We start from the raw sequence: 15,670 nt of genomic DNA on the forward strand, positions 1-15,670 counted from the left end.
TACCTATAAATATTTTACCCCTGCACCATGCGGTGCTGTGGTCTTATGCGGTCTTAGCGGAAATTTCTCTCCGTTATCCCCCTGTATAAGGCAGGTTATCCACGCGTTACTCACCCGTCCGCCACTAAGTCTACTTAAATTCCATCCGAAGACTTCCTTTAAGCAGCTTCGTTCGACTTGCATGTGTTAAGCACGCCGCCAGCGTTCATCCTGAGCCAGGATCAAACTCTCATATAAAAGTTTAATCTAGCCTTCTCGCTAGCTTGCATCTGTTTTCACAGATTTACTGTTTTTTAAAGGTTTTAAATTCTGTTCGAATCTAAACGTTGTTATTCTGAAACTTCATTGATTATTGAAATAATCAAGAATTTTTTCAGGGTTGTGTGTACTGTTTAATCTTAAATTATCAAGGTTCATTTGCTTGCCGTTTGAAACAGCTTAGCTATTATATCAAGCTTATTTTATCTTGTCAACAACTTTTTAAGTTATTTTTGAGATTGTTTTAAGCTTTTGCTCTTTTGGAGCAACTTTGATATATTATCATGTTAATATTATCTTGTCAAGAATATTTTTTAACTTCTTTGACAAGAAGCGGAGAAGGAGGGATTTGAACCCTCGCGCCGGTTGCCCGACCTACACCCTTAGCAGGGGCGCCTCTTCGGCCTCTTGAGTACTTCTCCTCATTTGCTTTCGCAATGCCTAGACATTATACAAGAATAACTCTAATCTTGTCAATAACTTTTTTAAAGTTTTTTAAACATTTTTGACAAATCAAAAAATCACATATTCTTAGCAAAATCTATCCTGTGATTTATACTCTTGGCAAGTTCTGTCAAACTCTTTAAATTATCTGTTTTACATACGAATAATACATAACTGTCGCTATCAATATCAATACCCGCTACACAATATCCGTCTTTCATCCATTTATTGTCCAACTCTTTACACCAAGAAGGAATATCCCCTTCATCATCAAGCATACCTTCATCCACAACAAGATTATTCTCTTTTGTCAATTCTTCTATGCATGATAAGAATTCGTCTTTTTCCTCTTTCCAATCAAGCTCTATTGCGATCCCGCTCTCAAGCATCTCATCCGCTACGGCAATCCAAACAAAGGTATCTATAGCATCTCTGCTTGTAATACCCCTATCATCATACCTGTCCGCATTATCTTTAAAGTACTCTCTCGGATAGCAAAAACATCTGTCCATATTTTGCAAAAAGCCTTTATCATCCGATATTGTCTTTACAAGCTCTCTATAGACTTCAACATTATCTATTTTAACATCTGCACTGTCAAATACAACTCCCCAACCGGAATAATCAGGAACTATATCATCCTTCATCAGAAGTTGAATAATATCCATTACCTTATCTTTGCCAAACCCTTCCTTGCCATAAATAATAATGTTATCACTGTCATTAACATCCGATGTGCTTACTTCAAAATGATAATTATCATCACCTTCATCCCTACATATCTGTACGAAATTCAATCTCCTGCTATTTACATCCACCTTCTTTGCCGGTGTCAAGACAATAAAATATATCTTACCGTTTCTTATAGAATCTAACAGTTTTTCAACATCTTCTACTGTACATCCACCCTTTTCTACTCCGTCAATATCAAGTTTCCAATCAGACTTTCTCTTGTTAAAGATATTAAACAACATACTCTAATCTCCATCTTAATAATATTGCATACAAAAATTCTAAGGAAATGTAAAAACACTTCCTTAGAAAATAAATTTATTTAACGCACTCGTACCGATATGTAAATCACAAGTTCAAAACTATTTTATTATAAAAACATTACTCGTGTACATGTAAAAGCTCATGTGCCCTATGTGAAAGAGGTTTATGGAAATACTCGTCATACAGTGCAATAATATCTTTGTTCTCATGTGAGTATCTTATCTCGGAGTTCTCATCCAGGAAGTAAAGCTTCTTTCCTCTGTTAAATGCAAGCTCATAGCCATCCTTTACAGGTTGTCCACCACCGCCTACGCAGCCTCCCGGACATGCCATTACTTCGACAAAGTCATACTTTGCTTCGCCGCGTTCAATCTTGTTAATCAATTTTCTGGTGTTACCGAGTCCGCTCACCACAGCAATATTAAGTTCTATATCATCTATCTTAAATTTAGCTTCCACCGTTCCGTCATTCTCTTGGAATGCCTTACTTCTTACAGGCTTAAATGCGTCCGCAGGCGGATTCTCCTTCTTTATAATGCTGTAAGCGGTTCTTAGTGCCGCCTCCATTACTCCTCCGGTAGCACCGAATATTACACCGGCTCCTGAATAGTCACCCATCGGTCTGTCGGCTACTACATCCTCAAGACTCTTCGGATCTATATGAGAAGCTCTTATCATACGGGTAAGCTCTCTTGTTGTAAGCGCAATATCCACATCATGACCTGCATATTCACCATGGAAGAGTTCCATTTCTCTTTCGCCTTTTTTAGCTACACAAGGCATTATAGAAACAGAAACCATATTCTCAGGTTTTACACCTATTTTTTCAGCAAAATAAGACTTCATTACAGCACCGAACATCTGCTGTGGAGACTTTGCTGTTGAAAGTGACTTTGTCATTCTCGGATATTGTGATTTTACAAATCTTACCCAACCCGGACAACATGATGTAAACATAGGTCTGTCTCCGATAAGTCCGTTTGTATATCTGTGTACAAACTCATTTGCCTCTTCCATAATTGTCAAGTCTGCTGAGAATGAGGTATCAAACACATAGTCTGCACCCATCTTCTTTAATGCATCAACAATCTTTCCTACAGTTGCATCCTTATCCTTAAGTCCGAAAACCTCACCCCATGCTGTTCTTACAGCAGGTGCAATCTGAACAACAACCGTCTTCTCAGGATCGGCAACAGCTTCCCAGAACTTTGAAGTATCATCTCTTTCACTCAATGCACCTACAGGACAATGTGTTATACACTGTCCGCAAAGTGAACAGTCGGCTTCTTCAATCTTTTTATATCCGGTTACGTTTACCGTAGTTCTTGCTCCTGTACCGTGGAGATCCCAAACACTTAAAGTCTGCATCTTATCACAAACCTGTATACATCTCATGCACTTAATACATTTGGATGAATCTCTTATAAGTGGGAAATTTTTATTCCACGGCTGTTTTTCAAGCTCAACAGCAAAAGGTATCTCAAGTATATTTAGGTCATTGGCAACTTTTTGAAGTGAACAGTTGCCGCTCTTAGCGCATATTACACATCTGTTGTCATGCTGTGAAAGTATCAGCTCTACAGTTTTTCTTCTGTCTCTGATTACTTTTTTACTGTTTGTAAAGATCTCCATGCCCTCTTCACACACATTATTACATGATGTGATAAGTTTATCTTTACCCTTTAATTCAACGACACATACTCTACATGCCGCTATTTCATTCAAATCCTTCAAGAAACACAGTTTCGGAATATTTATATCTATTTTCGCCGCCGCTTCCATAATAGTAGTATTTTCTTTTACGGAAACAGGTACATTATCAATAGTTAAGTTTACCATATACTCTCCCTACCTCCTTTGAAAATACCGAAGCCGAAGTGGTCGCATCTTAAACATCTGCCTGCCTCTTGCTTTGCTTCTTTTTCTGTCATGCAATTTTCAACGCCGTCAAAATCGAGAACTCTCTCACAAGCTTCTCTTTCTGTAAGCTCTACTCTGCCACAAGGACTCTTATCCTCAAGACTTGCCTCAGGAATTTCCACATCTACACTTATCTGATGGTGATAACCTAAATACTCGTCAATATTTGCAGCTACTACCTTAGCCGCACCGATAGCCTTGATAACCGTAGCCGGTCCGCTGGCACAGTCTCCTCCGGCAAATACTCCCGGCATATCCTTAAATGCACCTGTAGAATCTGTAATTATCTTTCCGTTAGATACAGGGATTCCCGCTTCCTCAAAATGCTTTGTCTCTATATTTTGACCGATTGCAACTACAAGTATATCGCAAGGAATATAAACATCTTCCTCGCCTGTAGCCTTTACACTTGCTCTTCCGTCTTTAATAGAGCTGATCATCTGAGGTTTTACATATATACCCTTTATATTATTGTTCTCATCAACATCTATAGCGGATGGTGCCATCAAAGTTCTAAGCTCAATGCCCTCTGCAACCGCCGCCTCTATCTCAGCCGGTAAAGCTGTCATATCGGCAACTCTTCTTCTATATGCAATACTTACTTTCTTTGCACCCATTCTCTTTGCGGTTCTTACAGCATCCATGGATACATTTCCGCCACCGATTATACAAACATTTTTGCCTGTAAGATCTTTTATAATATTCTTTCCTACATCACGCAGGAATTCTACAGCAGATACCACACCGTTTGCATCTTCATGCTCAAGTCCAAGTTTCTTATCTGTACTTGCGCCTATAGTTATAAGCACCGCATCAAAAGCATTTCTCAAGTCGTCCATTGTAATATCTTCTCCAATCTTGAGACCATGCTTAACTTCTACACCTGTCTTTAAAATAGCCTTGATATCCTCATCAAGTCTGTCCTTCGGTAATCTGTAATTCGGAATACCGTACCTTAACATACCTCCAAGCTCAGGCAGCATCTCATATACAGTTGTCTGATGTCCCATAAGCTGTAGGAAATAAGCCGCACTAAGTCCACCCGGTCCACCACCGAGTATTGCAACTTTTTTACCTGTAGACGGAGCACATTTTGGAGGATCGACTTCTCCCGCAAAATCTGCCGCAACTCTCTTTAAACCACGAATATTTATAGAGTCGTCCACCATGTTTCTTCTACATCTTGCCTCACAAGGATGCTCGCAAATAAATCCGCAAGTAGTAGGGAAAGGATTATCTTTCCTTATCAATCTTACAGAGTCTGCATATCTGCCTTCCTTTATAAGAGCAATATATCCCGGTATATCCACCTGTGCAGGACATAAATTTACACAAGGTACAGGCTGATTGTATGAGCATGTACATCTGCCATGTGCTATATGTTCGATATAGTCATCTCTATATCCTATAATACCTTTGTAAACCATATTTGCCGCTTCATAGCCTATGGCACAATCTGCCGATTCCATAATACTGAGGGCTGTCTTCTCCATTAACTTCAAAGAAGCCATACTACCCTTACCGTCAAGCACGTTTTCGATCAGCTTTTCAAGCTGTCCTAAACCGATTCTGCATGGAACACATTTACCACAAGTCTGAGCGTGAGCCAATTCCAAGAAAGCTCTTGACATATCAACCGGGCAAAGCCCAGGAGGAGATGCCTCGATTCTTCTTTCTAAATTTTTGTATAGCTCCTCCATAACAATTCTGGCTCTACTTGGGGAGACTATTTCTAATCTACTCATACCTCTTACTCCTAGAATTATTTAACCGTTTTACCGGTAGATTAATATATGTAAATGAATTACATATATAGATTTTAAATTGTCTATTTCATGAAATAATAAGAGCACATATCTTTACATTTATTTGATACGAACTTTATGCATTCATTATATACTTTTTTTATAAATATTGTAATACTTTTCTGAAAAGTATTTTATTTAACAAATATGTTTGTTATTTAACTAGCGTTACATGCTAATAATCTCACAAAAAAGACACTTCCTTGAGTGTCTCTAACTCATAGAAGTGTCTTTTATAACATCTTTTATTTTTTGATATTTGAATCCCTGTCTCATTACAGAGGCAATTATCTTTTGTTTTTTATCAGGTTCCTCAGTTTCAAAATAATGTTTTTTATTAAGAAGCTTTTTTATCATAGGCTCTTCATCTACTGTAAATGATTCCAGTGCATTATCAATAATTTCCTTATTTATGCCCTTTTCCAGCAGCTTGTATTTTAATTTCATTTTGCTGTACTTATCTTTATATGTATTGATATATCGCTCGGCATATCTGTCATCATCTATGTAGCCGAATTTTTTTGCCTTTTCTATAGCCTCTTTGATGGCCTCATCAGGGTAAAATGAGAGCTTCAGCTTTTTTACTATATCGTTTTCCGACTTAAAAGATTTCTCAAGTATATGCATCAGCCTTGCAAAAGCTCTCTTTTTTAAAACCGGATAGATGGTTGTATAATATTCCTCTTCATCTATCTCTTTTCCAACAGCAATATCCAGTCGTCTGATTTCGCCGTTATATAGGGCAAGACTTTCTCCATCCTGAAATATAACTTTGCTTTTTTTGGTATTCAGAGAAATAATTTCACTTACAATCAATCTTCTTCCTCAAGCTCTATGCCGCCGGCTTCATCCATATCATCCTCTATAGGTGAACCGTCAAACTCTTCGTCATCATCATCTACAGAGTCATACTCTAAAGTTTTTCCGTTCTTTTCAGCTTCAAGTACAAACTTTTCTCTGATTTGCTCTTCTATTTTCTCACAAATCTCAGGATTTTCCATGAGGAAAGTCTTTGCATTTTCTCTTCCCTGACCGATCTTGTTTCCTTCATAAGAGTACCATGCACCGCCTTTTTCCACAACATCACTTGCAACCGCCAGATCAAGTATCTCTCCGGACTTTGATATACCCAGTCCGTACATTATATCAAACTCGGCCTCTTTGAAAGGAGGTGCCACTTTGTTTTTAACAACCTTTATTCTGGTCTTGGTTCCTATGATTTCACCGCCCTGCTTAATCTGCTCAACTTTTCTTACATCAAGTCTTACAGATGCATAAAATTTTAAGGCTCTACCTCCGGTGGTGGTCTCCGGGCTTCCAAACATTACACCTATCTTATCTCTTAGCTGGTTGATAAAGATAACTATACAATTGCTCTTGCTTACTATACCTGTAAGCTTTCTGAGTCCCTGGCTCATAAGTCTTGCCTGCAAGCCCATATGGGAATCTCCCATATCTCCTTCTATCTCGCCCTTGGGTACAAGTGCCGCTACAGAGTCGACTATTATAATATCAATAGCACCGGATCTTACCATAGTCTCCGTAATCTCAAGCGCCTGCTCACCGTTATCAGGCTGTGATACATACAGCTCGTCTATATTTACACCTATCTTATCCGCATAAACAGGATCAAGCGCATGTTCCGCATCTATAAATGCCGCAATACCTCCAAGCTTCTGAGCTTCGGCTACCATATGAAGGGCTACGGTTGTCTTACCTGATGACTCCGGTCCATATACCTCTATAATTCTTCCCTTCGGAATGCCGCCTACACCTAATGCTATATCAAGCCCCAGTGAACCTGTAGGAATGGTCTCTACAAACATATTTGTATTTCCGTCTCCCAGCTTCATCACCGAACCCTTACCGTATGCCTTCTCTATCTGTGTCAAGGCAGACTCAAGTGCCGCCTGTTTCTCACTTTTTTCCATTACTCTTTTAACCTGTTGTGCTGCTTTGGAACTTTTTTCCTTCTTCATAACAACCTCCATCGAATGTATGTTCTTGTTTTATTGTATATGCTTCTCTTTTATTTGTCAACAATGATATAAAGGGAATTAAAATTAAGACATTAAAACTAAGAATATAAAATAATTACTGAAATTTTTGAAAAATATAATATCTGCCATGTAATATGATTGTAACATAAAAAATGCAGGATTGCACTAATTTATGCATCCTGCTTTAATATATTATTTATCCTTGGTATTTGCGGTAATTTCACCTTCTCCGACGCCTTCTGTCGACTCTTTCATGAACAAAACTTTAGGTGTCAAAACTATCAAGATAAGGTCCATCCATATACTGTAATTTCTTATGTAATGCAGATCAAGCTTTAATTTATCATATGGTGTTGTATTGTACTTGCCGTGAACCTGTGCATATCCTGTAAGTCCCGCCTTCATTTTAAGTCTCATAGAAAACTCCGGAAGCTCTTCCATATACTCTGCGGCAATCTCCGGTCTCTCAGGTCTTGGACCTACAAGACTCATTTCACCCTTTATTATATTAAAAAGCTGTGGAAGTTCGTCAAATCTCGTAGCTCTTAATAGCTTTCCGACTGCCGTGATTCTGTCATCATCTTCTCCGGCAAGCCTTGCTATACCGTCCTTTTCCGCATCTTCTCTCATAGTTCTGAATTTATATATTTCAAACAGCTTTCCGTCAAGTGTAAGTCTGGTCTGCTTATAAAATACCGGACCTTTGTCTGTAAGATGTATTGCCGCACCGAACATGACAAACAGTGGCAGAGTAATTATTATACCTATTACGCTGACTACAACGTCTATGATTCTCTTTACCAGCATCTGATCGGCCTGAAGCCCCTCATTTCTTGAAAGAAGAATAGGTGTATCAAACAGATTCAGATTTGTGGAAGTTCTTATCAATATATCGCTTATCTTTGGTATCATATATACTCTGATACCTGCATCATAACATTTCTTTAAAAGCAGATTTCTTTCATGTGAAGGTATATCTCCTACAACCATACCTTCAAACTCCTCCGCTCTTTTCATTATTTCATCAATACCGACTTTGGTACTTATTACTCCGCCTATTATATACTTGTCATCTCTGGCACCTATTTTTTCCATTATGGAAAATACCGGTCTGTTTCCATAGACTACCAAAAGTCTTCTTGGCGGAAAGAGCACACTGTATATCCACTGAAACAAAAACACCCAGGCACATACCAATGCGGCATCTATAACAGTTAAAATTATAAACGGTGTCGGTGCATGAAATCTTTTATCCACCAATGCAAGTATAATATATCCTATTACATTGGCTATCAAAAGCGATAAAATATGAGAATAGATTATATTACCTCTTTTTAAATAACCTATTTTTAAACCGCCGTATGTCTGCAGAAAGAAAAACAGCAACATTCCGTACATTGCAGCCAACAGCCAGATTCCTCTTCTCCAGAATCTTACCTCTATAATAGTATTCAGATGAAAATACCATAGCGCCCAATAAAGCCCTATTTCTATTAGCAATATGATAGCTGCCGAACCGAATTTTACAATTCGTTTATACTGTTCCTTTGTATTCATATCTCCTCCAATACCTCTCACTCCGATACTATTGTAGCATATTTTTAATATATGTATTTATAATTTTGTATTAAGAGATAAAATCTTTTATACTGACCTTAACAGTCTTTCAAGTTCATCATATCTTTCAACATGATTCACCCTATCCCTAAGTGCCGATGAGCCCTTCATACCATGTGTGTACCATGCAACATGTTTTCTCATCTTTCTTATAGCCATAATTTCATCATCATATTGCATTTGCAGTTTACAATGTTTGAGTATCATATCCACGATTTCATCTTTCTCGGGTTTTTCTATGATTTCCCCATTCAAATACCCTCTGATTTCTTTGAATATCCACGGATTTCCTCTTGCCGCTCTTGCAATCATTATCCCGTCACAGCCCGTATACTCATACATTTCTTTTGCACTTTTGCCGTCCACCACATCTCCGTTTCCAATTACCGGAATGCCGAGATTTGACTTTACAGCCTTTATAATGCTCCAATCCGCCTTACCCGAATAGTACTGTTCTCTGGTTCTGGCATGTACGGCAACAGCACTTACACCTGAAGCTTCGGCTATTTTTGCAATTTCCACCGCATTGATATTGTCGTCATTGAACCCTTTTCTTATCTTTAATGTAACAGGCTTTTTTACACTCTTTACAAGCTTTGTAAGTATCTCCTCTACAAGTTTCGGATTCTTCATAAGTGCCGAACCTTCACCGTTATTTACTATCTTCGGTACGGGACAACCCATATTAAAATCAAATATATCAAAATCTCTTTCTTCTATACTTGCGGCCATTTGTGCAATTATATCGGGGTCCGAGCCGAAAAGCTGCAGCGCAATCGGATGTTCCCCTTTATCTATTTTCATAAGCGGTTCCGTATTTTTGTTTTTAAAATAGATAGCCTTTGCACTCACCATCTCTGTAACAAGAAGTGAAGCTCCCATTTCTTTGCATAAATGACGAAATGGCAAGTCACTTACACCTGCCATTGGTCCTAGGCACAAACCGCCTTCTATATTTATATTTCCGATTTTAAAATCTTTTAGCATTATTCCTTATTCTTTCTAAAAATAAACAGCTTTGAAAAAATATAATTAAGTATAACTACGACCACACTTGAGACTATTTTTGCAATTATCCAGTTTCTCTTTAATAAGTCTACTCCAACAAACATAATCGCCGTATCCAAAAAACCTGTAAACAATCTTGCCGTAATAAAGCCTGACAGTTCAACTGCCAGTTTCGAAAACTCAAAGCTTTTACTTTTAAATACCCATATTTTATTTGTTATAAAGGCAAAAAGAACGGATAATATCCATGCAATCGTATTGGATACCAAGTTCGGAAATTGGAGCTTTGTATAGCAAACATGGTATGCCGCAAAATTTACAAGAGTGGTCAGTACACCGAAAATAAGATACAGTAATACACTCTCATATTTTTTTATATAATATGATATTTTTTCAAGCATAATTATTCTGCACTCTCTCCCAATATCACCACTTTATAAAACAATTCCAGCTGTGACAAAAGCTCTTCTTTTTTTCTTTGGTATAAGCTTATCTTCAAGCCGCTCTCTATCTCGTCAAAATAAAAATCGGCATCATCAACTCTTACACAAAAGCTCAAATTACCGAACCTATCAAACTCCATAGTAAGTATGCCTCCCGCCTCTTCGGCAAAAGACACACACATTATTTTAAGCTCGTTTTTTATCTCATCCGGCAAAAGCTTGAACTTTTCATTGAAATAATACTTCTGAACATATGAGCTGGCACCACATAGCACCATGTTTTCACTGTTTGTCCAATCGTAATTATATCCGTCTATCATTTCAGGCATATTATCTTACCAAAAGCTTGCTTATTCTGAATTGATCTTCCGGTATATCCTTAGTCATTGCCAATGCTTCCTGAATATCAAAGTCAACATACTCACCGTTTTTGTATGCAACAAGTCTGTTTGAATGACCTGCCAATAAAAGCTCTACAGCCTTTGCTCCCATAATTGAAGCATAAACTCTGTCCTTACATGTAGGCGCACCACCTCTTTGCATGTAACCTAAGATTGTAGCTCTTGTCTCGATTCCTGTAGCAGCTTCTATTCTCTTTGCCATGGAAGTTGAATGTCCGATTCCCTCGGCATTGATTATGATATGATGCTTTTTTCCGCGCTTTCTGTTTTCAATGATTCTGTCAATCAGCACCTGCTCGTTTCCGTCATATCTCTCAGGTAAAAGCACATCCTCTGCACCGTTTGCAAATCCGCACCAAAGTGCAATATATCCTGCATTTCTACCCATTACCTCAATTATTGAGCATCTCTCATGTGATGTGGAAGTATCTCTTACCTTATCAATAGCTTCCATTGCAGTATTTACCGCAGTATCAAATCCTATAGTATAGTCTGTACATGCTATATCAAGGTCGATAGTTCCCGGTATTCCTATAGTATTTATTCCCAGTGCGGAAAGCTTTCCGGCACCTTGGAACGATCCGTCACCACCTATAACGACAACTCCGTCTATACCATGTTTTCTACAGATTTCAGCACCCCTTTTTTGTCCCTCTGCTGTAGTAAACTCCTGGCATCTTGCAGTATAAAGAATTGTACCACCTCTGTGAATGATTTCAGACACGCTGGTACTGTCCATATCTACTATCTCTTCCTGTAAAAGTCCTGCATAACCTCTCATGATTCCCTTTACATTTATTCCGTTATGTATTGCTGTTCTAACTACCGCTCTGATAGCCGCATTCATTCCCGGTGCATCACCACCACTTGTCAAAACGCCTATAGTTTTTATTGCCATATATTTCCTCCTATTTTAAAAAACGGATCTACTCTTTTTTCTATATGTAATTTATTTAGTATATCTCGGTAAGAATATACATATATAAATATCTACATCATTTTATATTAATGAAAAACATTTTTCAATAGTCTTGTCATGGAATTAACAAATTCTAATTTACAAAATGCAAAGAGCATTATCAAAAAATCTAAAACAGATTTCTTAATAATGCCCTTTTATATGCACGTCTTGCTTCGAATGCCATTCACAAGCGTTACAAAAGCAGTTAGCTCTGCGGCGGCTATCTCACGGCACATGAAAGGTCTTCCTTAGTGTTGCTACATTCCTGTCCTGACACGGTTCGAAAGTTTCCATTGCGTGGGGACCCCCGCTTCAACACCACTTACTCCAGACTGCCAAGCAAATGAACACCCTAGGCAAGACATCACCCCTACTAAAGCGGATTGTAGGTACAGGACACCGCTATCTTCCCGGCTGTGCATTAACAAGTATACTTGCAATGATCTATATTTGTCAAATGATTTTTGATGTGCTAAAACAATTGCTCTCTCATTTTCTCAAGCAAACCTATAGTAAATTCCATCCTGTCCTCGGTTGAGATTTTCTCCTTATCCCTGTACTCCCAGTTCAATACCTTGTCATATTTTACAGTTAAATTCTTTCCGAAGGACTTTAAGAAAGCATCGAGGTTATCCGTTTTTATCTCTTTATTTTCTCTCATTGTCCACTTTATCTGCAACTTATTCACAATAATATCGGTAATAAACATACTGCTTGCCAGAGCCTTTATTCTTGCAACATACAAAAGATTGGCAACAGACTTCGGCATCTCACCGAATCTGTCTATAAGCTCATCCTGCATATCAAGGAAATCCTCCTCGGTTTTTACCAATGCTATCTTTTTATATATCTCAAGTTTTGTCTCTTCATTGGAAATATAGCTGCTTGGAATATAGGCACTGCTGTCTATCTCAACACTTGCCTCCACTTCTTCTTCCACAGGCTTTCCTGTCTTTAAGGCTCTTACCGCAGTGTTTAAAAGTTTCACATAAAGATCGTATCCGACTTCTTCCATATGACCATGCTGAGTTACACCCAGCACATTTCCGGCTCCTCTTATCTCAAGATCTCTCATTGCAATCTTTATTCCGGAACCGAGTTCCGTAAATTCTCTTATTGCCTTAAGTCTCTTTGAAGCTTCCTCGGACAAAAGTTTATTTCTCGTATACATAAGGAAGGCATAGGCACTTCTTTTGCTTCTTCCGACTCTACCTCTAAGCTGATAAAGCTGTGAGAGTCCGAGTCTGTCCGCATCATGAACAATTATGGTATTGGCATTCGGAACATCAAGACCTGTCTCCACTATGGTTGTGGTTACCAACACATCCACATCACCATTGATAAAATCGACCATTCTTTCTTCCAAATGTCTCTCATCCATTCTTCCATGCACATATTCCACATTTATATCAGGTAATAGCGCTCTGACATGTGCGGCAACTTCTTCTATATTGTTGACTCTGTTGTAAAGATAGTAAACCTGACCGCCTCTGGCAACCTCTCTTCTGATAGCCTCTTTAACCGTCTCATCATGATACTCCATTACATAGGTCTGTATCGGCTTTCTGTCAACAGGCGGCTCTTCCAATACCGACAGATTTCTGATACCCGAAAGTGACATATGAAGAGTTCTCGGTATCGGTGTTGCGGTAAGTGTAAGCACATTTACATTTTCACAAAGCTGCTTTAATTTCTCCTTATGTCTTACACCGAATCTTTGCTCCTCATCCACTATCACAAGTCCGAGTTTTTTAGGTGCTACATCCTTTGATAAAAGTCTATGTGTTCCTATCACTATATCCACAAGACCTTTTTCAAGATCACTGACAGTCTGATTCTGCTCCTTCTTTGTGTTAAATCTGGAAAGTAAACCTATTTTTACAGGAAAGTCTTTCATTCTCTGAACAAATGTATTGTAATGCTGTCTTGCAAGAATGGTTGTCGGAACAAGGTAAAGTACCTGATATCCTTCCTGTATTACCTTAAAAGCAATTCTTAAGGCAATCTCAGTCTTACCGTATCCCACATCTCCGCATATCAGACGGTCCATTATCTTTCCGGTCTCCAGATCTCTCTTGGCATCCTCTATGGCTTTTATCTGATCATAAGTCTCCTCATACTCAAACATTTCTTCAAACTCTCTTTGCCAAAGAGTATCCTCTCCATAGAATACCCCCTGTCCTTTAAGTCTGCTTGCATAGAGTTCCACAAGCTCCTTGGCCATCTCTTCGACTTCCGTCTTTACTCTTGATTTGGTCTTACTCCACTCTACTCCGCCAAGCTTATTGAGTTTGGGTTTTTTTATTTCTCCGCCGCCGTATTTTTGTATTCTGTTCAGCTTTGAAACCGGTACAAAACAATTGTCACCGCCCTGATATTCAATCTTTACATAGTCCTTAATTACATCGTCTCTTTCTATCTTTTCTATACCCTTATAGATTCCAAGACCATGGTCTTCATGTACGATATAATCGCCTATATGCAGTTCGCTTAATGAGGTTACTCTGTCACCCTCATATTCTTTTTCTCTTCTCTTTTTCTTCTTCGGAGTTTTAAAAATATCGGTTTCCGAAATCAGCGCAAAATTGATCGCAGGATATTCAAATCCCGAGTGAATATTTCCAACAAATATTGCAATCTGCCCCGGAGCGATACTTATATCTTTTTCACCTTCAGAAAAGAAAGCATCCAAGGAATAATCATTTCTAAAACTGTCCGCAAGTCTCTTTGCTCTGGTCTTTGATGCACAAACAAGAGCAACTCTGGTTTTGTCAGCTCTGTATTTTTTCAAATCGTCCACAAGATTTGTAAAATCTTCATGGTATACTCCGCTCATTCTTGAAAACACGGAGTACATTGCTTTGATTTCCAGTTCCTTTATTCTGTTATCAAGTCCTGTAAGTGCAATACTCGGCGCTTTATTCAAGCTGTGAAACACCTCATCGGCTCCGAATATATCGGGAATATCTTCTTTTTTGTACTGTCCGGATTCTATTCTTCCGGCTGCACTTTGATTGTATTCATCTTCCGTTTTTCTCGCCTTGTCCATGGTTCTTGCAGGCTCATCAATATATATAAGGGTATTATTATAATCAAAATATCTTAAAAATGACTGCTCACCGCCAAGTACCTTTTCTCTTGCCGGATAAATATTTACATAATCCAGCTCATCAAGCGATCTTTGACTTGCCGGATCAAAACTTTTCATAGCATCTATTTCATCATCCCAAAGTTCTATTCTTACAGGATATTCTTCAGTAAGCGGAAAAATATCTATTATTCCTCCTCTTATTGAAAACTGTCCGGGATTACTTGTTTCAAAGCTTCTCTCATAGCCTATATCCGTCAGCTTTTTTGATATCTTTTCTATATCGATAATATCTTCTTTTTTAATCTCCAAAGTGGCTTCACAAAACTTATGATAATCTTCAAGTTTATCCATAAGAGCGTCCACCGTTGTTACTATGACACCGCTCTTATCCTCCCTTAAATGTTTCCATACTTCCACTCTTTTAGCTGTTATCTGTGATGATCTTATATCTGCCGTAAAAAACAAAAGATCCCTTGCAGGATATAGATAAACCTCGTCCAAAAAGCAGCCTATATCTTCATATAGCCTGCTCGCATTGTCCTCATCATATGATATAACAAGTTTCCAAGCCTTTTCTTCTTTCATCAGCTCGGAAATCAGATGTGCTTTTCCCGGCTCGGACATATCACTTACCTGTACCGGGAATTTTTCTTTTTCTATACTTTCTTCTAAAGATTCAAAATCCGCTAATCTTTTTAAGGGATTTTCAAATAAACTCATATTCTT

At 38.3% G+C, this 15,670-nt stretch carries 11 protein-coding genes, 1 tRNA gene, 1 rRNA gene and 1 other RNA gene; all 14 read right to left on the reverse strand.

Annotation, left to right across the window (positions count from 1 at the left end):
• A 16S ribosomal RNA gene (locus SBH76_RS09825) occupies positions 1-237 on the reverse strand; the annotation flags it as partial.
• A 355-nt stretch (positions 238-592) separates the two neighbouring features.
• A tRNA-Ser gene (locus tag SBH76_RS09830) sits at positions 593-680 on the reverse strand.
• A 99-nt stretch (positions 681-779) separates the two neighbouring features.
• Entirely contained in the window at positions 780-1,676 is an 897-nt protein-coding gene (locus tag SBH76_RS09835; protein WP_314099728.1) for a DUF6630 family protein, read from the reverse strand.
• Between the two features lie 139 nt (positions 1,677-1,815).
• Positions 1,816-3,537: a [FeFe] hydrogenase, group A gene (locus SBH76_RS09840; RefSeq protein ID WP_009662147.1), complete on the reverse strand. Its 1,722-nt coding sequence runs from the start codon at positions 3,535-3,537 to the stop codon at positions 1,816-1,818.
• Complete coding sequence (locus tag SBH76_RS09845; protein WP_035619688.1) at positions 3,531-5,363, reverse strand: NAD(P)-binding protein; 1,833 nt, start codon at positions 5,361-5,363, stop codon at positions 3,531-3,533. The genes SBH76_RS09840 and SBH76_RS09845 overlap by 7 nt, the downstream gene beginning before the upstream one ends.
• Positions 5,364-5,636: 273 nt before the next feature.
• Positions 5,637-6,239 (reverse strand): regulatory protein RecX, encoded by a 603-nt coding sequence (locus SBH76_RS09850; RefSeq protein ID WP_009662146.1) that lies wholly within the window; start codon positions 6,237-6,239, stop codon positions 5,637-5,639.
• A complete protein-coding gene (recA, locus tag SBH76_RS09855) occupies positions 6,236-7,402 on the reverse strand; it encodes a recombinase RecA (RefSeq protein ID WP_009662148.1) in 1,167 nt (388 codons plus the stop codon). The genes SBH76_RS09850 and recA overlap by 4 nt, the downstream gene beginning before the upstream one ends.
• Before the next feature lie 213 nt (positions 7,403-7,615).
• Positions 7,616-8,980, reverse strand: coding sequence for an exopolysaccharide biosynthesis polyprenyl glycosylphosphotransferase (locus tag SBH76_RS09860; RefSeq protein WP_317977679.1), 1,365 nt, complete (start codon positions 8,978-8,980; stop codon positions 7,616-7,618).
• 87 nt (positions 8,981-9,067) lie between these two features.
• Positions 9,068-10,027, reverse strand: coding sequence for a tRNA dihydrouridine synthase DusB (gene dusB, locus SBH76_RS09865; RefSeq protein ID WP_007595067.1), 960 nt, complete (start codon positions 10,025-10,027; stop codon positions 9,068-9,070).
• Positions 10,027-10,449 (reverse strand): GtrA family protein, encoded by a 423-nt coding sequence (locus SBH76_RS09870; RefSeq protein ID WP_009662208.1) that lies wholly within the window; start codon positions 10,447-10,449, stop codon positions 10,027-10,029. The genes dusB and SBH76_RS09870 overlap by 1 nt, the downstream gene beginning before the upstream one ends.
• A 2-nt stretch (positions 10,450-10,451) precedes the next feature.
• Positions 10,452-10,820: a DUF6145 family protein gene (locus SBH76_RS09875; protein WP_315034282.1), complete on the reverse strand. Its 369-nt coding sequence runs from the start codon at positions 10,818-10,820 to the stop codon at positions 10,452-10,454.
• A 1-nt stretch (position 10,821) separates the two neighbouring features.
• Complete coding sequence (gene pfkA, locus SBH76_RS09880) at positions 10,822-11,790, reverse strand: 6-phosphofructokinase (protein ID WP_317977680.1); 969 nt, start codon at positions 11,788-11,790, stop codon at positions 10,822-10,824.
• A 222-nt stretch (positions 11,791-12,012) separates the two neighbouring features.
• An RNA gene (gene ffs, locus SBH76_RS09885) (signal recognition particle sRNA large type) lies at positions 12,013-12,275 on the reverse strand.
• Positions 12,276-12,325: 50 nt separating this feature from the next.
• Positions 12,326-15,664 carry a transcription-repair coupling factor gene (mfd, locus tag SBH76_RS09890; protein ID WP_317977681.1) on the reverse strand — a complete coding sequence of 1,113 codons (3,339 nt, stop codon included), beginning with the start codon at positions 15,662-15,664 and terminating at the stop codon, positions 12,326-12,328.
• Positions 15,665-15,670 lie beyond the last annotated feature (6 nt).

It is taken from the genome of Lachnoanaerobaculum sanguinis, from assembly GCF_033242365.1.
GTDB classification, from domain to species: Bacteria; Bacillota; Clostridia; order Lachnospirales; family Lachnospiraceae; genus Lachnoanaerobaculum; species Lachnoanaerobaculum sanguinis.

What these genes read in the sequence shown, in the direction of transcription:
- SBH76_RS09860 (WP_317977679.1), bottom strand. Translation starts at nt 8,980, where the DNA reads ATGAATACAAAGGAACAGTATAAACGAATTGTAAAATTCGGTTCGGCA.
- SBH76_RS09835 (WP_314099728.1), bottom strand. Translation starts at nt 1,676, where the DNA reads ATGTTGTTTAATATCTTTAACAAGAGAAAGTCTGATTGGAAACTTGAT.
- SBH76_RS09875 (WP_315034282.1), bottom strand. Translation starts at nt 10,820, where the DNA reads ATGCCTGAAATGATAGACGGATATAATTACGATTGGACAAACAGTGAA.
- dusB (WP_007595067.1), bottom strand. Translation starts at nt 10,027, where the DNA reads ATGCTAAAAGATTTTAAAATCGGAAATATAAATATAGAAGGCGGTTTG.
- SBH76_RS09870 (WP_009662208.1), bottom strand. Translation starts at nt 10,449, where the DNA reads ATGCTTGAAAAAATATCATATTATATAAAAAAATATGAGAGTGTATTA.
- mfd (WP_317977681.1), bottom strand. Translation starts at nt 15,664, where the DNA reads ATGAGTTTATTTGAAAATCCCTTAAAAAGATTAGCGGATTTTGAATCT.
- pfkA (WP_317977680.1), bottom strand. Translation starts at nt 11,790, where the DNA reads ATGGCAATAAAAACTATAGGCGTTTTGACAAGTGGTGGTGATGCACCG.
- SBH76_RS09840 (WP_009662147.1), bottom strand. Translation starts at nt 3,537, where the DNA reads ATGGTAAACTTAACTATTGATAATGTACCTGTTTCCGTAAAAGAAAAT.
- recA (WP_009662148.1), bottom strand. Translation starts at nt 7,402, where the DNA reads ATGAAGAAGGAAAAAAGTTCCAAAGCAGCACAACAGGTTAAAAGAGTA.
- SBH76_RS09845 (WP_035619688.1), bottom strand. Translation starts at nt 5,363, where the DNA reads ATGAGTAGATTAGAAATAGTCTCCCCAAGTAGAGCCAGAATTGTTATG.